Source organism: Microbacterium sp. K24 (genome assembly GCF_004794465.1).
Lineage (GTDB): Bacteria > Actinomycetota > Actinomycetes > Actinomycetales > Microbacteriaceae > Microbacterium.
Genome location: NZ_SSDJ01000111.1, coordinates 24,767 through 50,578, shown reverse-complemented (window position 1 = coordinate 50,578; position 25,812 = coordinate 24,767). Strand labels below are relative to the sequence as shown.

Below are 25,812 nucleotides of genomic sequence, written 5' to 3'. Positions count from 1 at the left end.
GTGCGCCGGCGGGCGGCGTAGCGTGAGAGCATGACCAACCGGCTCGCCGACACCCTCAGCCCGTACCTGCGAGCGCACGCCGACAACCCCGTGGAGTGGTACCCCTGGGGCGAGGAGGCGTTCGCCGAGGCGCAGCGGCGCGATGTGCCGCTGCTGATCTCGATCGGCTACTCGACGTGTCACTGGTGCCACGTGATGGCGAGGGAGTCGTTCGCCGATCCGGCGACGGCTGCTCTGATGAACGACGGCTTCGTGGCCGTGAAGGTCGACCGCGAGGAGCACCCGGAGGTCGACGGCGCGTACATGGCCGCGGCATCCGCCTTCACGCAGAATCTGGGCTGGCCGCTCACCGTGTTCGCCACCCCTCGTGGACGGGCGTTCTATGCCGGCACGTACTGGCCGCCGGAGGCTCGCCCGCCGATGCCGGCGTTCCGGGACGTGCTCGCGGCCGTCCAGGAGGCGTGGACGCTGCGTCGCGCACAGGCCGAGGAGTCGGCGGATGCCGTGACCGACGCGCTCGCGCGTGCGGCCGAATCCGTCCCATCAGACCTGCCGGACCCTGCCGCCATCGCCGCCGCGGCCGAGACGATCGCCGCCCGGGAGGATCGCGCCTTCGGCGGATACGGCAGCGCCCCGAAGTTCCCGGTCGCCACGACGCTGCGGTTCCTGCAGGACCCGCTGATTCGGCAGCACGCTCCGGATGCCGCGGCATCGGCCCAGCGCGCGCTCACCGCGATGGCCGGATCCGCCCTGCGGGACGAGGACGGCGGTTTCTTCCGGTACGCGACCCAGCGCGACTGGACCGTGCCGCACTACGAGCGGATGCTGACCGACAACGCGCAGCTTCTCGAGGTCGCTCTCGATGCCGGAGACCACGGGACCGCGCGCGGCATCGCGACCTTCCTCCTGGCGACGCTGCAGCGCGACGGCGGCGGCTTCGGCTCCGCTCAGGACTCCGAGTCCTGGATCGACGGTGCCCGCAGCGAGGGCGGCTACTACCTGCGCCCCGTGTCGGAGCGCGCCGAGCTGCAGCCGCCGGCGGTCGACGGCAAGGTCATCACGGGCTGGAACGGGCTCGCGATCAAGGCCCTTGCCCGCGCCGGCGTCGTTCTCGACGAGCCCTCGTGGATCGATGCGGCCGCCGCGGCCGCGGTGCACGTGCTGCACGTCAATCGCGATGCCAGCGGCGCGCTCGTGCGGGCATCCCTCGACGGCGTCCCCTCGGCTGCGGTCGCGACGGCCGCCGACCTGGGACTCCTGGCCGACGGGTTGTTCGCCCTCGCCACGGCGACGGGCGAGCCCTCCTGGGCGATGACGGCTCGCGGTCTCCTCGACGATGCGCTCGAAGGCGTCGGCGGCGATCCGCTGCTGACGGCCAACGGCATCGCGACCTCACCCGACGAGACCGACGGTGATCTCCCCTCGGATGCCTCCGCTGTCGCAGCGGCATCCCTCACCGCCTGGAGGCTGGGAGCGGGGGACCGGTACCGCGAGGCTGCGGCGGCGACCGTCCGATCGCTGGCCGTCCGCGCGGTCGAGCAGCCCTTCGCGCACGGCAGTCTGCTGCGGCTCGCGGCGGGTCTGGCGTCCGCTCCGCGTCAGGTCGTGACCGTCACGGCAGACCCCGCCGGTGCACTCGCCGGCGCGGCGCGGCGCACCGACGCCGACGTGATCGCCGTGGTCACCCCGGCACAGGCCGAGGCCTTCGCCAGAGCCGGGTTCGAGCTCTTCGAGGGAAAGGCCGCCTTCGCCGAGCGTGCGTACGACTGCCACGCATTCGTGTGCCGGCTGCCGGTGAGCGACCCCGCCGCACTCTCCGCCACGCGCTGAGGCTCAGCGCCTCACACCCAGCCCGGCAGCCAGTTGTGCAGGAGCCAGAACTGGTACGGCACGCTCATGCCGGTCCAGACGGGGTAGAAGAACGCCGATACCAGCACGATGACGGCCAGGCAGATCATCACCGTGCGCTCGCCCGACTGCCGCCGGTACAGGGGATCCTCTCGTCGGCCCGCGATGATCCGCAGCGTCAGAGCGAGCGCGATCACGAGGAACGGCATCATCACGACCGTGTAGAACTGGAAGATCGTGCGCTCGGGGAACATCAACCACGGCAGGTAGGTCGCCGCGAGGCCGACGAGCGGCAGTCCGACCTCGGCCCCGACCGGCCGGCGGATGATCCAGCCGCGCACCAGCAGGAAGAGCAGATACACCGCCGCCGCGACGCCGCCGTACCAGATCAGCGGGTTCGGGATCGACGAGATCACCGCGATGCAGTGGTCGGTGCCGCAGGGACCGGGGTCCGAACCGACCCACACCGCCGTCGGACGCAGCAGGAACGGCCACTCCCAGGCGGGGCTCGCGTAGGGATGGCCCTTGGTCAGCCCGACGTGGAATCCGAGGATCGACTGGTGGTACTTCCACAGCGCCACGAGGGGGTTCGCGTCGGTCTGCCGGTCGTAGCCGCCGGCCGTGACGAGCCATCCGGACCAGCTCACGAGGTACACCGCGAGCGCGGGGAACACCATCATCACGAACGACACCGGGCCTTGCCGGAACGCGGCGGCGGTGGGCCAGAGGACCACGCCGGCACGACGGCGAGCGAGAGCATCCGTCACGACGACGTAGAGCCCGAAGGCGGCCAGAGCGTACAGTCCCGACCACTTCACCGCGGATGCCGCGCCCAGCGCGGCCCCGGCGGCGATGAGCCACGGCCGGCGCCACAGCACCGGGCCCCAGAACGGATCGGGCGCTTCGGGGTCGCGTCGTTCGAGCAGCGGGATCGTCCGCTGCCGATCGATCAGCACGAACAGCACCCCGAGCAGGATGAAGAACGTGAGGATGCCGTCGAGCAGGGCGATCCGGCTCAGCACGATGCTCAGGCCGTCGATCGCGAGCAGAGCGCCGGCGACTGTCGCCACGACGACCGAACCGCTCAGTCGACGCGCGATCAGGTACACGAGCAGCACGGATGCCGTGCCGAGCACCGCCGTCGCCAGCCGCCAGCCCGCGCTGTTGTCGGGCCCGCCGATGGCCATCCCGAGAGCGATGAGCCACTTGCCGAGCGGCGGATGCACGACGAACGCGCCCTTGTCGGAGAGCGGCAGCTCCTGCAGGGTGATGAAGGCCTCGTTGGCGTTCTCGCCCCAGACGCCCTCGTAGCCGAGCGTCCACAGAGACCAGGCGTCCTTGACGTAGTAGGTCTCGTCGAAGGCGAGCTGGTGCGGGTGGCCGAGGTTCACCAGGCGCAGCACGGCGGCGACGGCCGTGACGATCAGCGGGGCGAGCCAGTGGATGGCGCGACCCCAGTCCGGGCTCTGCAGCAGGCGATCGCGCAGCTGTCCGTAGCGCGTCGACCGGTCCTCGGGAGCAGGCAGCAGAGGCACGGGCGCGGTCACCGGTCCAGCCTAGACAACGCGCCTATGCTGAGCGGGTGATCATCCTCGCTGCCACGCCGATCGGAAATCTCGGCGACGTATCCCGTCGCCTGGTGGAGGTGCTCGAGAACGCGGAGACGATCGTCGCCGAAGATACCCGCACCACGCAGAAGCTCCTGAAGGCGCTGCAGATCGACAACCGCCCGAGGCTCATCGCGCTGCACGATCACAACGAGAAGCAGAAGGCGGCGGAGATCGCGACGCTCGCCGCCGAGTCCGACGTCGTCGTGATGAGCGACGCGGGCATGCCGACCGTGAGCGATCCCGGCTACGGTCTGGTGGCCGAGGCCGTCGCGCAGGGGGTGACCGTGACGGCGATCCCCGGACCGAGTGCCGTGCTGATGGCTCTCGCGATCTCGGGTCTCCCGACCGACCGGTTCACGTTCGAGGGGTTCCTCCCGCGCAAACCGGGGGAGCGCCGCTCCGTCCTGCGCGGCCTGGCGGGAGAGGCGCGCACGATGGTGTTCTTCGAGTCGCCGGCCCGCCTCGCGAGTGCTCTCGCCGATATGGGCGCCGCCTTCGGCGATGCCCGCCGGATCGCCGTGTGCCGCGAGCTGACGAAGTTCTACGAGGAAGTGCGCCGGGGCACGGCATCCGAACTCGTCGCCTGGGCGGAGAACGGCGTGAAGGGCGAGATCGTCGTGGTCGTCGAAGGCGCCACGCGGCGGGACGCCTCTCCCGAAGATGCTCTCGCCCAGGTGCAGAAGCTCGTCGCCGACGGCATCCGACTCAAGGACGCCGCGTCCGAGGTCGCCGCGCTCACCGGACTCTCCTCCCGGGATCTGTATCAGGCCGCTCTGGCCGCCCGCTCGTCATGAGCCCCGACATCGGGAGCACGTCCGAAGGACGAAAGCGCCCGCCGAGGACGTACCCACCGAATTCATCCTCGGCTGACGCACATGTCCTCGCGAAGCGTCCGGAAGACGCGGATGCCGCCGTCGCGATCGCGTACGACAGGAGAGCCGTCGACTACATGCGGCTGGGCGGAAGCATCGAGCTGATGGATCCGCGCGATTGCGGCCTGATCGCGCGCTGGCGGGATGGGACGCCCGGACTGCTCCTGGATGCGGGGTGCGGACCCGGCCACTGGACGCGGTTCCTCGGCGAGGGCGGCCGCGAGGTCGTCGGCGTCGACATCTCGGCCGAGTTCCTGCGCTTCGCGCGACAGGACCACCCCGAGCTTCGCTTCGAACTCGCGTCGTTCAGCGCGCTTCCCGTGGAGGACAGGTCTGTCGGGGGCATCCTCGCCTGGTACTCCCTGATCCACGCCGATCCCGTGGATGTGCCTGCCGTGCTCGCCGAGTTCGCGCGGGTGCTCGCGCCCGGCGGCAGCCTCCTGCTCGGCTTCTTCGTCGGAGAGCCGCGCGAGCCGTTCGCTCACGCCGTCACGACCGCGTACTTCTGGTTGGCGGAGGTCCTCTCGGAGCTGCTGACGGATGCCGGGTTCGAGGTGACCTTCACCGAGCAGCGCGAGCGCCGACCCGGTGAGATGAGCGTGCGCCCCCACGGAGCTCTGATCGCGCGCCGGGTACCCTGGGCACGATGACGGGAAAGAGGGGCGCGATCGTGAGCAAGGCGGCGACGGTGTACGACGTCGCGGACCGCGCCGGCGTCTCGATCGCCACGGTCTCGCGGGTGCTGCGCTCGCCGGATGCCGTACGGCCGGCGACCCGCGAGCGCGTGCTCGACGCGGTATCGGCTCTCGGCTATGTCCCGAGCGGCAGCGCCCGTGGGCTGGCCGAGCGGCGCACCGGTGTGCTCGGACTGTATTTCCCGGGGTTCGACGCCGCGGAAGAGGCTCCCGCCTTCGACGTGCTCTCCGACGCGGCGGGCGTGATCCCTCCGTTCACGATCGTGCGGGATGCGGAGGATACCGAGACCGAGCACCCGTCGATGCTCTTCCTCGACGAGGTGCTCCGCGGTGCCGAGCTGGAGGCCTGGAAGCAGGGGTTCGTCCTCATGGTCGGCGTCGGGCGGCACGACCCCGACCGATCGACCGTGCGCGACATGGCCGGCCGCGTGGACGGGCTCGTGGTGCTGGCGGAGAGCGTGCCCGACGACGTGCTCGCCCGGCTCGCCCTGCGCATTCCGGTCGTCGTGCTCTCGGGTCCCGCGCGCGGTGACAGCTACGATCACGTGACCGTCAGCAATGCCGAGGCGATGGCGGAACTGACGCGACGGGTGCTGGCCCAGACGGGCGACACGCCGCCCGCCTTCCTCGCGGGCCCCGAGGATTCCCCGGACGGCGCGGAGCGCTGGGAGGGATTCTCGCGTGCGATCTCGGCGGCAGGCATCCGGGTCGATGACGTGACGCTGCTGCGGGGCGATTTCACTCGCGCGTCCGGTCGCCGGGCAGCCGAGACGCTGATCGCCGACGGCCTGCCGTCCGCCCTCATGTCTGCCAACGACCAGATGGCGCTCGGCGCACTCGATGCCTTCCGCTCGGCCGGGGTGCGCGTGCCGGAAGACCTGATCGTGACGGGTTTCGACGGCATCGAGGCTGCGGCCCTGTCGCGACCGCGACTGACCACGGTGCGCCAGCCGATGATCGAGCTCGGACGGGCGGCCGTGCAGGTTCTGGCGCGTCGTCTGGAGCACCCCTCGACCGATCCCGTCGCGGTGCGTCTGCCTCTCGAGATCGTCGTCCGGGAGAGTTCGCAGCGCACCTCCTGACCGCCTCCCTCCCGAGCGGACGCAGCGCCGCTGATGGTGTCAAGGGGTTGCCGAGCATAAATGTATGCGCTTACAATCGCATCATGAAGACAAAGTTGTCGTTCCGACGTTGGCGCAGAGCGGCTGTCGTCGCGCTCGCCGGCGCAGCGGTCGTCCTGAGCGGATGCAGCATCCAGATCACCTCGCAACCCGATCCCTCGATCGGTGCCGACACGATGCTGATCAACGCCGACAAGGGGAATCCGTTCTTCACGCAGAACTTCAACCCCTACCTGACGAACACGCGCACCGCCTCGCGGTGGATGTACGAGCCGCTGATCCTGATGAACAACCTCGACGGATCGCTGACCCCGTGGCTCGCCAGCGAGTGGGAGCAGCCCGACGCCCGCACCATCGTGATGACCCTCCGCGACGGCGTCACCTGGAGCGACGGCGAGGAGTTCACCGTCGACGACGTGGCCTTCACCTTCCAGATGCTCAAGGACAATCCGTCTCTCGACATCAAGGGCGCGTGGCAGCACCTCGAGAGCGTCGAGACAGACGGCGACACCGTCATCCTCAACCTGCAGGGCGACGACGCCCCCGCGCTGACGATCCTCGGTCAGACGATGATCGTCCCGGAGCACCTCTGGAAAGACGTGAAGGACCCGGGCACCTATCGCAACGAGGACCCGGTCGGCACCGGACCGTTCGTGCTCGGCAACTACAACGACCAGCAGTACTCGATGGACAAGAACCCCGACTACTGGCAGGCCGACAAGATCGAGATCGAGCACATCATCCTGCCCGCGACGAACTCGCAGCTCGACACCGTCAGCCGTGGCTACGACTGGTCGTACTCGTTCATCTCCGACGTCGAGGGCACGTGGGGCGCCGCGAGTCCCGACAACAAATGGTGGTTCCCGCCGGGTGGCGTGATCGCGCTGCTGCCGAACCTCGAGGTGGAGCCCTTCGACGACGTGAACGTGCGTCGCGGCATCGCGCTCTCGCTCGACCGCGAGGAGATCGCCGAGACGGCATCCGAGGGGTACATGGAACCCGCGGGCCAGACCGGACTCATCCTGCCCAACCAGGAGGAGTACCTCGACCCCGAGATCCCCGACCAGGGCATGATCACGCAGGACAAGGATGCCGCGCTCGCGGCGTTCGGAGAGGCGGGTTACACGCTCGACGGCGACCGTCTCGTCGGCCCCGACGGCGAGCAGCTGGAGTTCGCGATCACCACGGCGAACGGCTATTCCGACTGGACGAGGGCGGCGCAGACCGTGCAGCGTCAGCTCGCCGACGTCGGCGTCAAGGTGACGCTGAAGCTCCCGCAGCCCGCCGGCTACCAGAGCGCCATCAGCAACGGCGACTTCGAGATGGCGATCGGCGGCATGGGCGGCGGAGACGTCTACCAGGCCTACAACAACCTCCTCTCGAGCGAGTTCTACGTGCCGTCCGGCGAGGCGACCGCGAACAACTTCGAGCGCTTCCAGTCCGAAGAGGCGGATGCGCTTCTGGCGGAGTACCGCGGCACCGTCGACCCCGCCCGTCAGACCGAGATCGTGCAGGAGCTGCAGGGCATCGTCTACGACCAGATGCCCGTGATCGGCATGTACTACGGCGGCATCTGGGGCCTGTTCAGCGATGCGAAGTTCACCGGCTGGCCCACGGAGGATGACCCGTACATGATCCCGCAGAACTACGACTCCGCGCCCCTCGGGATCTTCCCGCACCTGAAGCTCGTGAACGGAGACGACCAGTGAAGTACGTCCTCCAGAAACTGGGGCTGTTCCTGCTCACCCTGTGGGCGGCGATCACCCTGAACTTCTTCCTCCCGCGGCTCATGCCCGGGTCTCCCGCCGATGCCGCGATCGCGAAGCTCTCGCAGAACGGCCCGGTGTCCGACGCGACACGGGCGGCGATCGAAGCACAGCTCGGCGTGCCGACCGGATCGATGTGGGACCAGTACGTGACCTACCTCGGTCAGGTCGCGCGCCTCGACTTCGGCGTCTCGTACACGTTCTATCCGCAGTCGGTCTCGAGCATGGTCTCGACCGCCCTTCCCTACACGATCGGGCTCGTCGGCATCGTCACGATCCTGGCGTTCGTCATCGGCACGCTGATCGGCGTCGCCGCGGCCTGGCGCCGCGGGACCTGGCTCGACAGCCTGCCGACGCTCACCGGTTCGTTCCTCAGCACCTTCCCGTACTTCTGGACGGCGCTGCTGCTGCTGTTCTTCCTCGGCTACGTGCTGCACTGGTTCCCGACGACCGGAGCCTATGCGGCGACGACCACGCCGGGCTTCACCTGGGAGTTCATCGGCGATCTCGCCCAGCACGCCGTGCTCCCCGCGTTGACCATCCTCCTGACGTCGCTCGGCGGCTGGATCATCGGCATGCGCAACGCCATGATCAACACGCTCGGCGAGGACTACATCACCTTCGCCGAGGCGAACGGACTCCGCGGTCGCACGATCGCCGTCCGCTACGCGGCCCGCAACGCGATCCTCCCCAACCTCACCGGCTTCGGGCTCACGCTCGGCGGCGTCGTCGGCGGATCGATCCTCGTCGAGCAGGTCTTCGGCTATCCCGGCATCGGATACCTGCTCTTCAACGCCGTGATCGGGCAGGACTACCCGCTCATGCAGGCGCTCTTCCTGATGATCACCGTGAGCGTGCTCATCGCCAACTTCCTCGTAGACATCCTCTACGGGGTACTCGACCCGAGGACCCGCCGATGACCTCCACGATGAACGTCAAGATCCCGGCCGACCGCATCGCCGCTCCCAGCCCCTGGCGGGCGTTCGGGCGGATGGTGGGCACCCTCTGGTCCAACGGCAAGGCGCGCCTCGGGCTCTGCATCCTCGGCGTATTCGTGCTCGTCGCGATCTTCGCCCCGCTGCTGGCGCCGTACGGACCCAAGGACAACGACTTCGAGCGCAACGCCGACGCGTCGGCCGCGCACTGGCTCGGCACGACGGCAGCGGGGGAGGACGTGCTCAGCCAGCTCATCTACGGCTCGCAGATCAGCATCCTCGTCGGCTTCGCCGCCGGCATCCTGTCCACGATCGTGGCCGTCCTCATCGGACTGAGCTGGGGTTACATGCGCGGATTCGCCGGCGACGTGATCGGGTTCATCGTGAACCTGTTCCTCGTGATCCCGGGCCTGCCGCTCATGATCGTGATCGCCGCGTACCTGCAGAACGGCGGCATCCTGATGATCATCGCCGTGATCGTGGTGACCGGCTGGGCGTGGGGCGCACGTGTGCTCCGCAGCCAGACGCAGTCCCTGCGCGGGAACGACTTCGTCACCTCGGCGCAGTTCTCCGGCGACAGCAGGGCGCGGATCGTGTTCCGCGAGATCCTCCCCAACATGACGTCGATCATCGCCGGCACGCTCTTCGGGGCGGCCACCGCGGCGATCCTCGCCGAGGCGGGCCTGGAGTTCCTCGGACTCGGCGACTCCAGCATCGTCAGCTGGGGCACGATGCTCTACTGGGCGCAGAACTCCAACTCGCTGCTCACCGGGCAGTGGCTGCTGCTGTTCGCCCCCGGTCTCTGCATCGCCCTGCTGGCGCTGAGCCTCACACTCATCAACTTCGGCGTGGACGGCATATCCAACCCGCGCCTGCGAGAGGGGAAGGGACGATGACCGTCTCCGAACAGAACACCCCCGAGCAGAACGATGTCCTGCTCGACGTGCAGAACCTCTCGGTCGAGTACGCCTCGCCCGGCACGACGCCGGTGGCGGCGGTGCACGACGTGTCGTTCACCCTCCGCCGCGGCGAGTTCGTCGGCCTCGTCGGCGAGTCCGGCTCGGGCAAGTCGACGCTGGGCTTCGCGCTCACGCGGTTGCAGAAGCCGCCGGCGCGGATCAGCGGCGGACGCATCCTCTTCGGCGGGCGCGATATCCGCGAGCTCGGCACCGAAGAGCTGCGCCGGCAGCGTCAGGGCGGATTCGCGATGGTGCTGCAGTCCGGCATGAACGCCCTCAACCCGGTGCGCACCGTCGGCAACCATTTCGCTGACATCTTCGCGGCCCACGGACATGTGCCGCGCGAGTCCCGCGACGCTCGCGCCCGTGAGCTCATCGGCAAGGTCGGTCTCGATCCCGAGGTGCTGAAGCGCTACCCGGGTGAGCTCTCCGGGGGCATGCGGCAGCGCGCGTCGATCGCGCTCGCCCTGTCGCTGGAACCGCAGCTCATGGTGTTCGACGAGCCGACCACCGCGCTCGATGTGCTCGTGCAGCACGCGGTGATGGACACGATCAAGGAACTCCAGCACGCGGAGCACTTCACCGCCGTCCTCATCAGCCACGATCTCGGCATCGTGCTCGAGGCCACCGATCGGGTGATGGTGATGCACGAGGGGCGCATCGTCGAGGACGCACCGAGCCGCAAGATCCTCGACGACCCGAGCGACGAGTACACGCGGATGCTGCTGAGCCACTACGCCGATCCGCGGGCGAAGACGATCTCGATCCCCGGGTTCGTCGACCTCGGAACCCGGCGCCGCGAGGGCCGCTCGCGCACCGACGTCACCGAGACCGTGCCGACCGTCTCGGAGCGCGACTCGCGCCGTGCGGATGCCGCGATCGTGGTCGAGGGCGTGTCGAAGCTCTATCCGGCGCCGCGCCGCGGCCAGGAGGCCGTCACCGCTGTGGACGACGTGTCGTTCCGGCTCGAGCCCGGCGAGGCGCTCGCCCTGGTCGGAGCATCCGGATCGGGCAAGTCGACGATCGCGAAGCTGATCACCGGCGTCGAGAAGCCGACCTCCGGCACGGTGCGCTTCGGCGACACCGACGTCGCCTCGCTGAAGCGGCGCGGCCTCCGCGACCTGCGCAAGGACGTGCAGATGGTGTTCCAGGATCCGTATGCGGCACTGAACCCGCTGCACACGGTGGAGTACGCCTTGACCCGACCGGTCATGAACTACACCAAGCTGCGCGGGCAGGAGGCCAGGGACCGCGTCCTCGAACTGCTCGAGACGGTCGGCCTCACGCCGGTGGAGCAGTTCGCGGCGAAGCTGCCGCATCAGCTCTCCGGTGGTCAGCGCCAGCGCGTCGTGATCGCCCGGGCGCTGGCCAGCGACCCGCAGGTGCTGATCGCCGACGAACCGGTGTCGATGCTCGACGTCTCGCTCCGCGCCGGCGTGCTCGCCCTGCTGGAGGATCTCCGCGAGCGCTGGGGCATCAGCATGCTCTACATCACGCACGACCTGCTGAGCGCGCGCCTCGTGACCGAGAACATCCTGGTGCTGAACAGCGGGCGCGTCGTCGAGCGCGGCGAGACGAGCGAGGTGCTGCAGCATCCGGAGGATCCGTACACGGTCCAGCTGCTGGATGCCGTGCCGAATCCCGCCCGAATCCGATAGACCACACCACGAAAGGAGCACTCGTGCTCACATTCCCTGACGGCTTTCTCTGGGGAGCTGCGACCGCAGCCCATCAGGTGGAGGGGAACAACACGACCAGCAACTGGTGGGCCATGGAGCATGCGCCCGGTTCGCCGATGGTCGAGCCGTCGGGCGACGCGGCCGATCACTTCCACCGGTACCCGGAGGACATGCGTCTGCTCGCGGATGCCGGACTGAACTCCTACCGGTTCTCGGTGGAGTGGGCGCGGATCGAGCCGGAGCGAGGCTTCGTCTCGCGGGCGATGCTCGACCACTACCGCCGCATGATCGACACCGCGCGCGAGCACGGACTGGATCCGACGGTCACCCTCATGCACTTCACCGTCCCGCAGTGGTTCCAGAAGGACGGGTTCTGGCGGGCGGACGACGCCGTCGATCTGTTCGCGCGCTACGTCGAGACCGTGCTGCCGATCCTCGACGGGGTCACCTACGTCTGCACGATCAACGAGCCGAACATCGCCGCGATGCTCGCCGGGGGAGAGGATGCCGCGAACCTCGTCGCCTATGGTCTCCCGAACCCCGACCTCGCCGTCGCGGACACCCTGCTCGACGCCCACCACCGGGCGTCCGAGATCGTGCACTCGGTGTCCGGCGCGCAGGCCGGATGGACCATCGCGACCCAGGCCTTCCACTCCACCGGGGAGCCCGGAGCCGACGAGATGCTCTCCGCCTACGGCGACCCGCGTGACCACTGGTACCTCGACCAGTCCGCCGGCGATGACTTCGTCGGCGTGCAGGCATACACCCGCACCTTCATCGGCCCGGAGGGGCCCCTGCCGGTCGCGGACGACGTGGAGACCACGCTCACCGGGTGGGAGTTCTTCCCCGAGGCCCTCGAGCTCGGTGTGCGCAGCGCCTGGGAGCGCAGCGGCGGCGTGCCGGTCCTGGTCACCGAGAACGGCATCGCCACCGCCGACGACACCCGCCGCATCGCCTACACCCAGGGTGCGCTGGAAGGTCTGCACCGCGCGATCTCCGACGGGATCGACGTGCGGGCGTACCAGCACTGGAGCGCCCTCGACAACTACGAGTGGGCGAGCGGGTTCCGGCCCACGTTCGGGCTGATCGGCTTCGATCACCAGACCTTCGAGCGGCACCCGAAGCCCTCCCTGGCCTGGCTGGGCGAGGTGGCGCGCCGCAACGGACTCTGAGCTCACAGCCGCAGGGCGGTCCTGCGGGGTTACGCTCTGCACATGACGCACGCGATCGTGGACAAGCGGACTGATCGGCTGCGATCGGCGGCCGCGGGACTCAGTGCCGCGGTCGTCGGCGTCGGCTTCGCGGAACTCGTCGCGGCGATCGTCGAGCCGGCGGCGAGTCCCTTCGCCGTGATCGGGGGCGGGCTGATCGATCTCGCTCCCGCCTGGGCGAAGGACACCGCCATCGCGTTGTTCGGCACCGGCGACAAGATCGCGCTGATCACCGGCATCGCGCTGGTGCTCGCGCTCGTCGCCGCCGGCGCCGGGATCCTGGAGCTGCGTCGGTCGGGCATCGGCGCGACGGTCCTGGGTGGGCTCGGCGCACTCGCCGTCGTGGCGGCGATGATCCGTCCCGGCGCGGGACCCTTCGCGTGGCTGCCGGGCATCGTCGCAGGCGTCGTGGCGGTGATCGCCGTACGACTTCTCGTCCGCCGACTGCGACCGATCGACGGGCTCGCTCCCGACGGCGAGGATCGACGGCGATTCCTGATCTGGACCGCGGGCACGGCCGCTGTCGGCATCGTGACGATCATCGCGGGAAACATCGCGCGCGGAGCGACCCGCTCGGTCGACGCCGTCCGCTCGGCGCTGCAGCTGCCGAAAGCGGTCCGCACCGCCCCGGCCGTCCCGGCGGGAGCCGAGCTGGACATCCCCGGACTCGCACCCGTCGTGACCCCGAATGTCGACTTCTACCGCATCGACACCGCGCTGATCGTGCCCCGGATCGACCCGGCCGACTGGTCGCTGCGCATCCACGGGATGGTCGATCGCGAGGTCGTCGTCTCCTGGGATGAGCTGCTGGCGCTGCCGATGCAGGAGGCCGACGTGACCCTGGCCTGCGTGTCGAACGAGGTCGGCGGATCGCTGATCGGCAATGCGCGCTGGCTCGGCCATCCGGTGCGCGAGCTGCTCGCACGCGCGGGCGTGTCCGCGGACGCCGACATGGTACTCTCGACCTCATCGGACGGCTTCACGGCATCCACTCCTCTCGAGGCGCTCACCGACGACCGCGACGCCCTGCTGGCGATCGGGATGAACGGCGAACCGCTGCCGATGGAACACGGATTCCCGGCGCGGATGGTCGTCCCGGGCCTCTACGGCTACGTCTCCGCGACGAAGTGGGTCACGCAGCTCGAGGTCACCCGCTTCGACAAGGCCATGGGCTACTGGACGCCGCGCGGCTGGTCGGACCACGGCCCGATCAAGCTCCAGTCCCGCATCGACGTGCCGCGTGGCGGTTCCGTCGACGCGGGGGAGACGGTGATCGCCGGGATGGCCTGGCAGCAGCACGTCGGCGTCGAGGGCGTCGAGGTCCGTGTCGACGACGGCGAGTGGCAGCGTGCGGAGCTCGCCGAGTCGATCTCCGCCGACACCTGGGTGCAGTGGAGCCTGCCATGGACGGCGCAGAGCGGTCGGCACACGATCGAGTGCCGCGCGATCAGCGCCGACGGGGAGACCCAGACGGACCAGCCGGCGGCCCCGGCTCCGAACGGCGCTCAGGGCTGGCACCGCATCGACGTCACGGTGAGCTGATTACGCTTAGTCCTTCTCCCAACGAGCCTCGTCGCGGAAAGTCAGGGACAGGCCGGTTTCCGTCTCCTGAAGTTGTATGAACTTCGTGACGCCGGTGCTGGCCGGCCCGTACATCCCATCGAACGAAAGCGATACGTAAGCCGATTCCGGGTCGAGCGGGACAGTCTCTTCAGCGAAGTACCACTGCCCGGCGGGCGTTATCGGTGTCTGGTCGCCGACATCGTCGGTGTAGGTGACGAAGGCGGCCGGAGCCGCGTCGATTTGGAACGTGCCGTCTTCGTTCAGCCGGAGGACTCCGCTCGCGCTGGATCGCCAGTCGCCCGTCAGATCCGCGCGTGATATCGTCTCGGGCGCCGGCGTCGAGTGTCGGTCCACAAGTTCGAAGAACAGATGGTCGCTGAGTTCTACGTCGCCGTAATACAGGTGCAGTCCGCCCGAGCGTGGGTAGAGGGTGAGCCACTGGCCGCCCGAAGGCTCGACGAGAAGTGCTGAGATGAGCGCTTCGCTGAAAGCCTTGTCTTCTGCTTCACTGAAAGACCACTCGCCGCCGACATCCAGCGTGTTGCTCCAATCCAGCTCATCAGCGGTGTCGCGCTGGATCACCGCACGCGGGACGTTGTCGATCTCGATCGTGCCGTCCCCGTGCAGGTCGATCGTGGCCGTATGGCCGTCTTCGTGTGCTTCCCAGCGCCCGAGAACCTCGTCCCGCGTCGGAGGTGGCGGCAGAAGAGCGGCACATCCGGCCGAACCGGACAGGACTCCGAGCAGGGCGAGCGCAATCATGAGTCGCGCGACACGAGCAGGTGACGGTGACGTCATGCGGTCAGTATCCCACCTCTCTCGCGTAACCACTCGCGCTGCGGCACCTAGAATTGTCCCCATGCCCGCAGGCGAATCGTTCTACATCACCACGCCCATCTACTACCCCTCCGACGTGCCTCACATCGGTCACGGGTACACGTCGGTGGCGGTCGACACCCTCGCTCGGTGGCACCGCCAGGCGGGCGATGACACCTGGATGCTGACGGGCACCGACGAGCACGGCCAGAAGATGCTGCGCGCCGCGGCGGCGAACAACGTCACGCCGCAGGAGTGGGTCGACAAGCTCGTCAGCGAGAGCTGGTTCCCGCTGCTGGAGACGCTCGACGTCGCTAACGACGACTTCATCCGCACCACGCAGGAGCGCCACGAGACCAACGTGCAGACGTTCTTCCAGCGCCTGTACGACCGCGGCTACATCTATGCGGGCGAGTACGAGGCGCTGTACTGCGTGGGCTGCGAGGAGTTCAAGCCCGAGTCCGAGATCGTCGACGGCACCGGACCCTTCGAGGGCCTGAAGGTCTGCGCGATCCACTCCAAGCCTCTCGAGCTGCTGCAGGAGAAGAACTACTTCTTCAAGCTCAGCGAGTTCCAGGGACGTCTGCTCGAGCTGTACCGCACCCAGCCCGACTTTGTGCGCCCGGATTCGGCGCGCAATGAGGTCGTCTCGTTCGTGAGCCAGGGGCTGAAGGATCTCTCGATCTCGCGCTCGACCTTCGATTGGGGCATCCCGCTGCCGTGGGACGAGTCGCACGTCATCTACGTGTGGGTCGACGCCCTGCTCAACTACGCCACCGCTGTCGGCTACGGCTCCGACGAGGAGACCTTCGCGCGCCGCTGGCCGGCGTACCACGTGGTGGGCAAGGACATCCTGCGCTTCCACGCCGTGATCTGGCCCGCGCTGCTGATGGCTGCGGGACTCGAGGTCCCGAAGGGCGTGTTCGCGCACGGCTGGCTGCTGGTCGGCGGCGAGAAGATGTCGAAGTCGAAGCTCACCGGCATCGCGCCGACCGAGATCACCGACGTCTTCGGCTCCGACGCGTACCGCTACTACTTCCTCTCCGCGATCGCCTTCGGGCAGGACGGCTCCTTCTCGTGGGAGGACCTGTCGGCGCGGTACCAGTCCGAGCTGGCCAACGGCTTCGGCAACCTCGCCTCGCGCACGACGGCGATGATCGAGAAGTACTTCGAGGGCATCGTGCCGCCGCCGGCCGAGTACACCGAGCAGGATCTCGCGATCCAGAAGATCGTCGCGGATGCCGCGTCCCAGGCGGATGCCGCCATCGACCAGTTCCGCATCGACGAGGCGATCTCGTCGATCTGGAAGATCGTCGACGCCCTGAACGGCTACATCACCGAGAACGAGCCGTGGGCGCTCGCACGAGATGAGGAGCAGCGCGGCCGCCTCGGCACGGTGCTGTACACCTGCGCCGAGGGTCTGCGCGCTCTCGCCGTGCTGCTGTCGCCGGTGATGCCGCAGTCGACCGAGAAGCTCTGGCACGCGCTGGGCGCCGGAGAATCCCTGGGGCGCCTGCAGGACCAGCCGATCCGCGAGGCCGGCGCCTGGGGTGCCCTGCAGCCCGGTACGAGTGTCAACGGACTCGCACCGCTGTTCCCGCGGGTGGAGTCGACCGCCTGAGTCATGGCCGAGACCTATGTGCGCGAGCGCTCGGGGGACGGGCGCAAGGACCTGAAGTATCCGGCCGCTCCCGAGCCGCTCGCGGTACCCGTCTACGACAACCACGCGCACCTCGAGATCCTCGACGGCGACGAGCCGCTCTCGCTGACCGAGCAGCTCGATCGTGCGCAGGCGGTCGGCATCGCCGGCGTCGTGCAGGCGTCGGGCGACGTCGAGTCGTCGCGGTGGGCGGTCGAGGCGGCGGCATCCGACCCTCGCGTGCTGGCGGCCGTCGCCATCCACCCGAATGACGCGCCGACCTATGCCGTCGAAGGCCGTCTCGCCGAGGCGATCGCCGTGATCGACGAGCTCGCCGCGCACCCGCGCACGCGCGCGATCGGCGAGACCGGTCTCGACTTCTTCCGCACCGAGCCCGAGCGGCAGGCGCCGCAGCACGAATCGTTCGAGGCGCACATCGCGCTCGCGAAGAAGCACGGCATCGCGATGCAGATCCACGACCGTGACGCCCACGACGCGGTGCTCGAGACGCTGCGCCGGGTCGGCGCCCCGGAGCGGACGGTCTTCCACTGCTTCTCCGGCGACGACGCCATGGCGCGGATCTGCGCGGATGCCGGGTATCACCTGTCGTTCGCCGGCAATGTGACGTTCAAGAACGCCCAGAACCTGCGCGATGCCCTGAAGGTCACGCCGCTCGATCGCATCCTCGTCGAGACGGATGCGCCCTTCCTGACCCCGGTGCCGCTGCGCGGTCGGCCCAACGCGCCGTACCTCGTGCCGATCACCGTGCGCTTCATGGCGGCAGAGCTCGGACTCGAGGTCGACGAGCTCTCCACGCAGCTCGCCGCCAACACCCTCCGCGTCTACGGCTCTTTCGACTGAGTCGCCGAGACGATCTGCGAGATCGGCTTCCAGACGAACAGCAGGGTGAGCGCCGCACCCGCGAACGCGAACCACCAGGGTGCCGTGAGGCCCCAGACCTGGGCGATGACTCCGCCGAGCGCCTGGCCGATCACCATGCCGCCGAAGACGCCGACCATGTTCACGGAGGCGACCCGACCCTGCAGCTCGGCGGGCACGAGCCGCTGGCGCACGGTCGTCGAGATCGTGCCCCAGACGAACGCGTAGGCGCCGAACACGAACATGATCGCGAGCGCGACCCAGCCGACGGTCGTCAGGGCGAACGAGAGGTGCATGAGCACCTCGAGCGACAGGACGACGCGCATCAGCGTCGCGAACGACACGTGCCGCTCCAGCCAGCCGAAGCTGACCGTCGCGAGGAGACCGCCGACGGCGGACGCTGTCGTGAGGGCGCCGAAGCCCACGGCTCCATGTGCAGGTAATCGGTCGCGTACAGCACCAGCACGCCCCAGGGCGCTGCCCAGGTGACGTTGAACAACAGGATGATCAGCACGAGCATGCGCACCGGCGGGTTGCGCCAGAGCCAGCGCAGCCCCTCGGCGATGTCGGTGTGGACGGGGGGACGCACGTCGGCCTGGCGCGGAGGCACCGGCGTTCTCGCCATGCGCGAGATCAGCACCACGGCGAGGGTCACGCACACGATCTCGAGCAGGAACGGCCATGCGGTCCCCGCGGCGAACAGGAAGGCGCCCAGCGGAGGACCTGCGAACTGATTCGCCACGAGGTAGCCGGCCTGCAGCCGCGCGTTGCCGATGCCGAGGTCGTCCGGCTTCACGAGCATCGGCAGCAGGGTGCTTCCCGCGGTGTCGACGAACACCTCGGCCGTGCCGTAGAGGAACGCGACGGCGAGCACGATCCAGATGTTCGCGGTGCCGGTCACGAGGAACACGCAGAGACCCGCGAGCACGACGGCGCGCGCGGCGTTGGCGAACATCACCAGTCGCCGCCGGTCGAACCGGTCGGCGATGGCCCCCGCGTGCAGACCGAAGAGCAGCCACGGCAGGAACTGCAGGATCGCGCCGGCCGCGACGAGGATCGGCGAAGAGGTCATCGAGGCGATCAGCAGCGGCGCCGCCGCGAGAGCGACGCCGTCGCCGACGTTGCTCGTCCAGGACGAGGCGAGCAGCCAACGGAAATCGCGCCCCATGCGGCGGGGCGCGACGAGTTCACCGAGGGAGGGCATCCCGAAAGACTACTGACGGTGAGGGACAATGGACGGATGACCATCACGCTGCTCGGCGCCACCGAGATCCGCCGCCTCGCCGCCGAGCTCGACGTGACCCCGACCAAGAAGCTCGGACAGAACTTCGTCGTCGACGCCAACACGGTGCGCAAGATCGTGCAGGCGGCCCGCGTGCAGCCGGGGGAGCGGGTCGTGGAGGTGGGCCCGGGTCTCGGGTCGCTCACCCTCGCGATCCTCGAGACCGGAGCATCGGTCACCGCCGTCGAGATCGATCACCGCCTCGCCGCGCGCCTGGCGCAGACGGCGGCCGAGCACGGCGTCGAGCCCGATCGCCTCACCGTGGTCGACGCCGATGCGCTGCGCATCACCGAACTGCACGGTGAGCCCACCGTGCTCGTCGCCAATCTGCCGTACAACGTCTCGGTCCCCGTGCTGCTGCACTTCCTCGAGCACTTCGAATATCTGAAGCGCGGCGTCGTCATGGTGCAGGCCGAGGTGGCCGAGCGGCTGGCCGCCAAGCCCGGGTCGAAGATCTACGGCTCACCGAGCGTGAAGGCGGCGTGGTACGGCGAGTGGAAGCTCTCCGGAACCGTGTCGCGTCAGGTGTTCTGGCCGGTCCCCAACGTCGACAGCCTGCTCGTCGGGTTCGACCGCTCAGAGGGTGAGCGCGGCAGCGAGGACGAGCGTCGCCGCACCTTCCAGATCGTGGATGCCGCCTTCAACCAGCGCCGCAAGATGCTCCGGCAGGCGCTGTCCGGGCTGCTCGGCAGCTCGGCAGCGGCATCCGAGATCCTCATCGCCGCCGGGGTGGCGCCGACCGCCCGCGGCGAGGACCTCACGGTCGACGACTATCAGCGCATCGCGCAGCATGCTCCAGTAACCTGAACCGGTGACCCAGTCTCCGCGCTTCAACCCCGACGTCCCTGAGCTGCACCGCCCGTACACCGCCGACGAGAGCCGCTACCAGCAGTTCGCGTATCGCCAGGTCGGCACGTCGGGTCTGTACCTGCCGCCGATCTCGCTCGGCCTGTGGTGGAACTTCGGCGACAACATCCCGCTCGACAACCAGCGCGCGCTGCTGCGCCACGCATTCGACAACGGCATCACGCACTTCGACCTGGCCAACAACTACGGCCCGCCGTACGGGTCGGCGGAGAAGAACTTCGGTCGCATCTTCGCCGAGGACTTCCGTCCGTACCGCGACGAGCTGATCATCTCGTCGAAGGCCGGCTGGGACATGTGGCCCGGCCCGTACGGCGACTTCGCGAGCCGCAAGTACATCCTCGCGAGTGCCGAGCAGTCCCTGACCCGCATGGGCCTCGACCACGTCGACATCTTCTACTCGCACCGCGCCGACCCGGTCACTCCGGTCGCCGAGACCGTCGCCGCGCTCGACACGCTGGTGCGCCAGGGCAAGGCCCTCTACGTCGGCATCTCGTCGTACAGCGCCGAGCGCACCGCCGAGGCCGTCGCGGTCGCGAAGGAGCTCGGCACGCCCCTGGTCATCCATCAGCCGGCGTACTCGATCCTCAACCGCTGGGTCGAGGACGGGCTGACCGAGACGCTGGAGAAGAACGGCCTCGGCGCGATCGCCTTCACGCCTCTCGCGCAGGGGCTCCTCACCGACAAATACCTCGGCGACGGCACGGCGCAGCGGGCGCAGAAGCGCGACTCGCTCCCCGACGCCCCGCTGGACGACGAGGCCGTGCAGACGCTCCGGTCGCTGAACGAGGTCGCCAAGGGGCGCGGCCAGTCGCTCGCCCAGCTGGCTCTGCAGTGGACGCTGCGCAACCCCGTCGTCGCCTCGGCGCTGATCGGCGCCTCCCGTCCGGAGCAGCTCGACGAGAACATCGCGGCCGTGAACGGTCCCGCGCTCACCGATGAGGAACTCGCTCGGATCGACGAGCTCGCCGGTGCCATCGACGTGAACCTGTGGGCGAAGTCCTCGGAGCTGTGACCGCATCATGAGCGTCGCCGCGTCCGCCGGATCCGTGCATGTGCGCGCGCCGGGCAAGATCAACGTCTACCTGGGGGTCGGCGGACGGCATGACGACGGCTACCACGCGCTCGCCACCGTGTTCCAGGCGGTGTCGCTGTACGAAGACGTGATCGCGCGGCACGCCGACGACTTCTCCCTCACGGTCACCGGCGTCGAGGACGTGGACTCGGTTCCGCTGGACGATCGGAATCTCGCGATGCGCGCGGCGAAGCTGCTCGCCGCGGCGACGGAGTACACCGGCGGCGTGGCACTGGAGATCAGGAAGAGCGTCCCGGTCGCCGGCGGCATGGGCGGCGGATCGGCGGATGCCGCGGCGGCACTGGTCGCGTGCGACGCCCTATGGGGCACCGGGCTCTCACCGGCGCGTCTGCACGATCTCGCTGCACGCCTGGGCGCCGACGTGCCGTTCGCGCTGCACGGCGGCACCGCGGTCGGCACGGGCCGCGGCGATCAGCTCAACCCCGCGCTCGCACGAGGCAGGTTCGACTGGATCCTGGTCACGAGCGATCAGGGTCTGTCCACCCCGGTCGTCTACGAGCGGCTCGACCTGCTCCGTGGGGAGGAGGGCGCTCTCGCCGACGATCCGCCGATGTCGCTCGATGTGCCGATCCCGGTGCTGCAGGCACTCCGCTCGGGCGATGCCGTCCAGCTGGCGGAAGGGCTGTTCAACGACCTCCAGACGGCCGCCGTGTACGAGCGGCCCGATCTCGACGAGGTGATCCGCCAGGGCGTCGAAGCCGGTGCGCTGCAGGGGATCGTCTCGGGGTCCGGCCCGACGGTGGCGCTGCTGTGCCCCGACCCGGAGACCGCGCAGGACGTGCAGACGACGCTGCGGGACGCGGGCTTCGATCCGCTGCACGTGCACGGTCCTGTGCCGGGCGCCCGGATCATCTGACCGCATCGCAGGATGCACGCGCCGCCGTTGCAAGTCATAATGAAGTGACGATGTGACCGTGCACATGCAAGGAGGCCTGCGATGTCCACCGCCTCCGAGCGCGCCCGGATGCCGAGCATCCGCGATGTCGCGCGCCTCGCGGGGGTGTCGCACCAGACCGTTTCCCGCGTGCTGAACGATCACCCCAGCATCCGCCCGGAGACGAAGGCGAAGGTCCTCGACGCGATCTCGGTGCTCGACTACCGCCCGAACCTCGCTGCCCGCGCACTGGTGACCAGCAAGTCGAACATGCTGGGCGTGCTCTCGGCGACCATCGGCGAGTTCGGTCCGACGTCGTCGATCGCCAGCATCGAGGATGCCGCGAGGGAAGAGGGCTACTCGGTCTCGACCCTGAATCTCGCCGACACGACGCCCGAGGCCATCGGAAATGCCGTGCGCCAGCTGGCGCGGGAGCAGGTCGACGGAATCGTCGTGCTGGCGCCGCAGGTGCGTGTCTTCCATGTGCTGCGCGGCATGTCTCTGGACATCCCGTTCGTGAACCTGCAGACCGCGTCGGGCTCCGACGGCGTCAGCCTCTCGGCCGATCAGGTCGCGGGCGCACGAGCGGCGACGGAGCATCTGATCTCGCTCGGTCACAGCGACATCCTCCATCTCGCCGGGCCGCAGGACTGGATCGAGGCGGAGTCCCGCATGCGCGGCTACCTCGACGGACTGCGCGAGGCGGATCTGCCCACCTTCCCGCCGATCCGCGGGGATTGGACAGCGGACTTCGGTTACTTCGCGGGGCAGGAGCTGTCCCGCCGGCGTGACTTCACCGCTGTCTTCGCGGCGAACGACCTCATGGCGATCGGTCTGATGCACGGTTTCCGCGACGCCGGGGTGCGCGTGCCGCATGACGTCAGCGTGATCGGATTCGATGACATCCCGGTCGCGGCGCACGTCGCGCCCACGCTGAGCACGGTGCACCAGGACTTCCCCGAGCTCGGTCGTCGTGCGGTGCGGATCCTCCTCGCACAGATCCGCGGCGATCAGGTGCCGGACTTCGGGCCGTTGAAGACGCTCCTCCGTGCGCGTGAGTCCGCTGCATCACGGTAGCGACACGAAATCCGGACCCCGACTTGACAGTCCCGGGTTCGGCGAGGACGATATATCAATGTGAACGGTCACATCGGAGGTGACCGCACGTCGCAAGGAAGATACGTGAGCACCACAGCAACGTTGCCGACAGTGTCAGGCCCCATCCTGGAGATGCGCAGCATCACGAAGGAGTTCCCGGGCGTCAAGGCTCTCGCCGACGTCTCCATCACCGTCCGAGCAGCCGAGATCCACGCGATCTGCGGTGAGAACGGCGCCGGAAAATCCACCCTGATGAAGGTCCTCTCGGGCGTGTACCCGTACGGCACCTACGAGGGCGAGATCCTGCTCTACGGCGAGGAGCAGCGCTTCAAGGACATCGTCGCGAGCGAGCAGGCCGGCATCGCGATCATCCACCAGGAGCTGGCTCTGATCCCTGAGCTCTCGATCACCGAGAACATCTTCCTCGGCAACGAGATCAAGCGCTTCGGCCGGATCGACTGGCAGGCGCAGAAGCAGCGCGCGGTGGAACTGCTGGCGCGCGTCGGCCTGCGAGAAGACCCCGACGTGCAGATCAAGACCCTCGGCGTCGGCAAGCAGCAGCTCATCGAGATCGCCAAGGCTCTCAACAAGGACGTCAAGCTCCTCATCCTCGACGAGCCGACGGCGGCGCTGAACGAGTCCGACTCGCAGCACCTGCTCGACCTCATCCTGGGCCTGAAGGCCAAGGGTATCGCGTCGATCATGATCAGCCACAAGCTCAACGAGATCGAGCAGATCGCCGACGAGATCACCATCATCCGCGACGGCCGCACCGTCGAGACCCTCGACATCTCGCGCGGCGAGATCAACGAGGACCGCATCATCCGCGGGATGGTCGGCCGGTCGCTGGAGAGCCGCTACCCGGACCGCACTCCCGACATCGGCGAGGTGTTCTTCGAGGTCAAGGACTGGTGGGTGCAGCATCCGACCGTCTCCGAGCGCATGGTCGTCAAGGGGTCGAGTCTGAACGTCCGTCGCGGCGAGGTCGTCGGCATCGCCGGCCTCATGGGCGCCGGACGCACCGAGCTCGCGATGAGCATCTTCGGACGCTCCTACGGCACCTTCCTCTCCGGCACGATGATCAAGGACGGTCAGGAGATCGTGCTTCCCGACGTCGCCTCCGCGATCAAGCACGGTCTCGCCTATGTCAGCGAGGACCGCAAGTCGTTGGGACTGAACCTCCTCGACACCATCAAGCGCTCGGTCGTCGCCGCGAAGCTCTCGAAGATCTCGCACAACGGCGTCGTCGACGCGCGCGAGGAGTTCGAGATCGCCGACCAGTACCGCAAGGCGCTGCGCATCAAGACGCCGTCGGTCGAAGAGGGCGTCGGAAAGCTGTCGGGCGGCAACCAGCAGAAGGTCGTGCTGGCGAAGTGGATGTTCACCGATCCCGACCTGCTGATCCTCGATGAGCCCACCCGCGGCATCGACGTCGGCGCGAAGTACGAGATCTACGCGATCATCAACCAGCTCGCCGCCCAGGGCAAGGGTGTCATCGTCATCTCGAGCGAGCTCCCCGAGCTGCTGGGCATCTCCGACCGCATCTACACCGTCTTCGAAGGTCGGGTCACCGACAACATCCCGGCCGATCAGGCGACACCCGAGGCCCTCATGCGCAGCATGACCTCCGCGACCCAGAAAGCATCCGCATGACCACCGAATCCACTCCCGCCAAGACCGGGTTCCACTTCAAGGACATCACCAAGATGTTCGGCGGCGGCGGAACCTCGACCCTGCGTCAGTTCGGCATCCTCGGCAGCCTGATCGTCATCATCGTTCTGTTCGAGATCCTGACGCTGATCCGCAACGGGCCCAACGGCGCGACGCTGACCTCGGGAAACCTGATCAACGTCATCAACCAGTACTCCTTCATCCTGATCCTCGCGATCGGCATGGTGATGGTCATCATCATGGGGCACATCGACCTCTCGGTCGGGTCGGTGGCGGCGTTCACCGGCATCATCGTCGCGAAGTCGATGACGGAGTGGAACCTCCCCTGGCCGCTCGCGATCCTCCTCGGTCTCGCCGTGGGAGCCGCCGTCGGCGCCTGGCAGGGATTCTGGGTCGCGTACGTGGGTGTTCCGGCGTTCATCGTGACGCTGGCCGGCATGCTCTTCTTCCGCGGCGCACAGCAGTGGATCGGAGACGCGCAGACCATCCCGGTCCCGAAGGGCTTCCAGGTGATCGGCACGGGCTACCTGCCCGAGATCGGCCTGCCGCTGCCGTTCAACATCCCGACCATGCTCCTCGCTCTCGTCGCGGTGGCCTGGCTGGTCTTCTGGGAGATCCGGACCCGTCGTGTGCAGCGCAAGATGGGCTCCGATCGGGCACCTCTCTGGGTGAGCGTGACCAAGGTCGTGCTGATCTCGGTCGTCGTGCTCGCCGCGGCGTGGATGTTCGCGACGGGTCGCCCGGGCACGAGCTTCCCGGTGCCAGGCCTGATACTGCTGGCCCTCGTCATCGTCTACACCTTCATCACGAGCAACACCGTCTTCGGCCGGCACATCTACGCCGTCGGCGGCAACCGTCAGGCCGCGCGTCTGTCGGGTGTCAAGGACCGCTGGGTCGACTTCTTCGTGATGATGAACATGTCCGTGCTCGCGGCCCTCGCCGGCATGATCTTCGTCGCCCGCTCGCAGGCATCCGGTCCGAACGACGGAACCGGCTGGGAGCTCGACGCCATCGCCTCGGTCTTCATCGGTGGCGCAGCTGTCGCCGGTGGTATCGGAACCGTGATCGGGTCGATCATCGGTGGTCTGGTGATGGCGTTCCTCAACAACGGTCTGGCGCTGCTCGGACAGGGCTCCGACGTCGTCTCGATGATCAAGGGCCTCGTGCTCCTGATCGCGGTCGGCATCGACGTCTGGAACAAGCAGCAGGGCCGCCCGTCGTTGATCGGCTTCATGACGCGCCGCTTCGGCCGCAAGGAGGATCCTGCGCTGCAGACCTTCGAGCCCAACAAGACCTACCAAGCCCCACCCGTCGACAAGACGAGCGGACAGTAG

General features: G+C 68.4%; 20 protein-coding genes and 1 pseudogene. 18 read left to right on the top strand and 3 right to left on the bottom strand.

The genetic code is table 11. The features are described from left to right. The first annotated feature begins 30 nt into the window (after positions 1-30). On the top strand, positions 31-1,830 hold the full coding sequence (locus DW306_RS10915) for a DUF255 domain-containing protein (RefSeq protein WP_136055622.1): 1,800 nt from the start codon (positions 31-33) through the stop codon (positions 1,828-1,830). A gap of 11 nt (positions 1,831-1,841) precedes the next feature. Here DW306_RS10915 and DW306_RS10910 read toward each other — a convergent pair whose 3' ends face one another. Further along, complete coding sequence (locus DW306_RS10910) at positions 1,842-3,395, bottom strand: phospholipid carrier-dependent glycosyltransferase (RefSeq protein WP_136055621.1); 1,554 nt, start codon at positions 3,393-3,395, stop codon at positions 1,842-1,844. Between the two features lie 35 nt (positions 3,396-3,430). Here DW306_RS10910 and rsmI point away from each other — a divergent pair, with 35 nt between their 5' ends. From rsmI to DW306_RS10865, 9 genes are all read left to right on the top strand, one after another. After that, a complete protein-coding gene (gene rsmI, locus DW306_RS10905; protein ID WP_136055620.1) occupies positions 3,431-4,252 on the top strand; it encodes a 16S rRNA (cytidine(1402)-2'-O)-methyltransferase in 822 nt (273 codons plus the stop codon). Positions 4,253-4,434: 182 nt separating this feature from the next. Further along, a complete protein-coding gene (locus tag DW306_RS10900; protein ID WP_240747155.1) occupies positions 4,435-4,980 on the top strand; it encodes a class I SAM-dependent methyltransferase in 546 nt (181 codons plus the stop codon). Next, the gene (locus DW306_RS10895; protein WP_136055618.1) at positions 4,977-6,107 is read left to right on the top strand and encodes a LacI family DNA-binding transcriptional regulator; all 1,131 of its coding nucleotides are present in this window, start codon (positions 4,977-4,979) and stop codon (positions 6,105-6,107) included. Before DW306_RS10900 ends, DW306_RS10895 begins: the two co-directional genes overlap by 4 nt. A gap of 83 nt (positions 6,108-6,190) precedes the next feature. After that, positions 6,191-7,855, top strand: a complete 1,665-nt coding sequence (locus DW306_RS10890; protein WP_136055617.1) for an ABC transporter substrate-binding protein — start codon at positions 6,191-6,193, stop codon at positions 7,853-7,855. After that, positions 7,852-8,832, top strand: coding sequence for an ABC transporter permease (locus tag DW306_RS10885; RefSeq protein WP_136055616.1), 981 nt, complete (start codon positions 7,852-7,854; stop codon positions 8,830-8,832). The genes DW306_RS10890 and DW306_RS10885 overlap by 4 nt, the downstream gene beginning before the upstream one ends. Further along, entirely contained in the window at positions 8,829-9,743 is a 915-nt protein-coding gene (locus DW306_RS10880; RefSeq protein ID WP_136055615.1) for an ABC transporter permease, read from the top strand. The genes DW306_RS10885 and DW306_RS10880 overlap by 4 nt, the downstream gene beginning before the upstream one ends. After that, positions 9,740-11,464 carry an ABC transporter ATP-binding protein gene (locus tag DW306_RS10875; protein WP_136055614.1) on the top strand — a complete coding sequence of 575 codons (1,725 nt, stop codon included), beginning with the start codon at positions 9,740-9,742 and terminating at the stop codon, positions 11,462-11,464. Before DW306_RS10880 ends, DW306_RS10875 begins: the two co-directional genes overlap by 4 nt. A 23-nt stretch (positions 11,465-11,487) precedes the next feature. Beyond that, positions 11,488-12,657, top strand: a complete 1,170-nt coding sequence (locus DW306_RS10870) for a family 1 glycosylhydrolase (RefSeq protein ID WP_136055613.1) — start codon at positions 11,488-11,490, stop codon at positions 12,655-12,657. A gap of 42 nt (positions 12,658-12,699) precedes the next feature. Further along, positions 12,700-14,238 carry a molybdopterin-dependent oxidoreductase gene (locus DW306_RS10865; protein WP_136055612.1) on the top strand — a complete coding sequence of 513 codons (1,539 nt, stop codon included), beginning with the start codon at positions 12,700-12,702 and terminating at the stop codon, positions 14,236-14,238. Between the two features lie 6 nt (positions 14,239-14,244). Here DW306_RS10865 and DW306_RS10860 read toward each other — a convergent pair whose 3' ends face one another. After that, entirely contained in the window at positions 14,245-15,057 is an 813-nt protein-coding gene (locus tag DW306_RS10860) for a hypothetical protein (RefSeq protein WP_136055611.1), read from the bottom strand. 61 nt (positions 15,058-15,118) lie between these two features. Here DW306_RS10860 and metG point away from each other — a divergent pair, with 61 nt between their 5' ends. Together metG and DW306_RS10850 are read left to right on the top strand one after the other, a co-directional pair. Further along, positions 15,119-16,696, top strand: a complete 1,578-nt coding sequence (gene metG / locus DW306_RS10855; RefSeq protein ID WP_136055610.1) for a methionine--tRNA ligase — start codon at positions 15,119-15,121, stop codon at positions 16,694-16,696. 3 nt (positions 16,697-16,699) lie between these two features. Continuing rightward, positions 16,700-17,575: a TatD family hydrolase gene (locus DW306_RS10850; RefSeq protein WP_136055609.1), complete on the top strand. Its 876-nt coding sequence runs from the start codon at positions 16,700-16,702 to the stop codon at positions 17,573-17,575. Here the strand turns inward: DW306_RS10850 and DW306_RS10845 are convergent. Further along, positions 17,557-18,797, bottom strand: a pseudogene (locus tag DW306_RS10845) (MFS transporter). The gene DW306_RS10850 and the pseudogene DW306_RS10845 sit on opposite strands and share 19 nt — an antisense overlap. Before the next feature lie 36 nt (positions 18,798-18,833). Between DW306_RS10845 and rsmA the strand changes: the two are divergent. From rsmA to mmsB, 6 genes are all read left to right on the top strand, one after another. Continuing rightward, positions 18,834-19,682 (top strand): 16S rRNA (adenine(1518)-N(6)/adenine(1519)-N(6))-dimethyltransferase RsmA, encoded by an 849-nt coding sequence (rsmA, locus tag DW306_RS10840; RefSeq protein WP_136055608.1) that lies wholly within the window; start codon positions 18,834-18,836, stop codon positions 19,680-19,682. Between the two features lie 4 nt (positions 19,683-19,686). Continuing rightward, positions 19,687-20,754 (top strand): L-glyceraldehyde 3-phosphate reductase, encoded by a 1,068-nt coding sequence (gene mgrA / locus DW306_RS10835; RefSeq protein WP_136055607.1) that lies wholly within the window; start codon positions 19,687-19,689, stop codon positions 20,752-20,754. Positions 20,755-20,761: 7 nt separating this feature from the next. Continuing rightward, positions 20,762-21,691 carry a 4-(cytidine 5'-diphospho)-2-C-methyl-D-erythritol kinase gene (locus tag DW306_RS10830; RefSeq protein WP_136055606.1) on the top strand — a complete coding sequence of 310 codons (930 nt, stop codon included), beginning with the start codon at positions 20,762-20,764 and terminating at the stop codon, positions 21,689-21,691. Between the two features lie 81 nt (positions 21,692-21,772). Next, the gene (locus DW306_RS10825; protein ID WP_136055605.1) at positions 21,773-22,786 is read left to right on the top strand and encodes a LacI family DNA-binding transcriptional regulator; all 1,014 of its coding nucleotides are present in this window, start codon (positions 21,773-21,775) and stop codon (positions 22,784-22,786) included. Between the two features lie 153 nt (positions 22,787-22,939). Further along, complete coding sequence (gene mmsA, locus DW306_RS10820; RefSeq protein ID WP_275092149.1) at positions 22,940-24,460, top strand: multiple monosaccharide ABC transporter ATP-binding protein; 1,521 nt, start codon at positions 22,940-22,942, stop codon at positions 24,458-24,460. Then, positions 24,457-25,812, top strand: coding sequence for a multiple monosaccharide ABC transporter permease (gene mmsB / locus DW306_RS10815; RefSeq protein ID WP_136055604.1), 1,356 nt, complete (start codon positions 24,457-24,459; stop codon positions 25,810-25,812). The genes mmsA and mmsB overlap by 4 nt, the downstream gene beginning before the upstream one ends.

Bases quoted from the DNA above. Each gene is read 5' to 3' on its own strand.
- DW306_RS10915 (WP_136055622.1), top strand. From the start codon at position 31: ATGACCAACCGGCTCGCCGACACCCTCAGCCCGTACCTGCGAGCGCAC.
- DW306_RS10900 (WP_240747155.1), top strand. From the start codon at position 4,435: ATGGATCCGCGCGATTGCGGCCTGATCGCGCGCTGGCGGGATGGGACG.
- DW306_RS10895 (WP_136055618.1), top strand. From the start codon at position 4,977: ATGACGGGAAAGAGGGGCGCGATCGTGAGCAAGGCGGCGACGGTGTAC.
- DW306_RS10890 (WP_136055617.1), top strand. From the start codon at position 6,191: ATGAAGACAAAGTTGTCGTTCCGACGTTGGCGCAGAGCGGCTGTCGTC.
- DW306_RS10880 (WP_136055615.1), top strand. From the start codon at position 8,829: ATGACCTCCACGATGAACGTCAAGATCCCGGCCGACCGCATCGCCGCT.
- DW306_RS10875 (WP_136055614.1), top strand. From the start codon at position 9,740: ATGACCGTCTCCGAACAGAACACCCCCGAGCAGAACGATGTCCTGCTC.
- DW306_RS10865 (WP_136055612.1), top strand. From the start codon at position 12,700: ATGACGCACGCGATCGTGGACAAGCGGACTGATCGGCTGCGATCGGCG.
- DW306_RS10860 (WP_136055611.1), bottom strand. From the start codon at position 15,057: ATGACGTCACCGTCACCTGCTCGTGTCGCGCGACTCATGATTGCGCTC.
- metG (WP_136055610.1), top strand. From the start codon at position 15,119: ATGCCCGCAGGCGAATCGTTCTACATCACCACGCCCATCTACTACCCC.
- DW306_RS10850 (WP_136055609.1), top strand. From the start codon at position 16,700: ATGGCCGAGACCTATGTGCGCGAGCGCTCGGGGGACGGGCGCAAGGAC.
- rsmA (WP_136055608.1), top strand. From the start codon at position 18,834: ATGACCATCACGCTGCTCGGCGCCACCGAGATCCGCCGCCTCGCCGCC.
- DW306_RS10830 (WP_136055606.1), top strand. From the start codon at position 20,762: ATGAGCGTCGCCGCGTCCGCCGGATCCGTGCATGTGCGCGCGCCGGGC.
- DW306_RS10825 (WP_136055605.1), top strand. From the start codon at position 21,773: ATGTCCACCGCCTCCGAGCGCGCCCGGATGCCGAGCATCCGCGATGTC.
- mmsA (WP_275092149.1), top strand. From the start codon at position 22,940: ATGCGCAGCATCACGAAGGAGTTCCCGGGCGTCAAGGCTCTCGCCGAC.
- mmsB (WP_136055604.1), top strand. From the start codon at position 24,457: ATGACCACCGAATCCACTCCCGCCAAGACCGGGTTCCACTTCAAGGAC.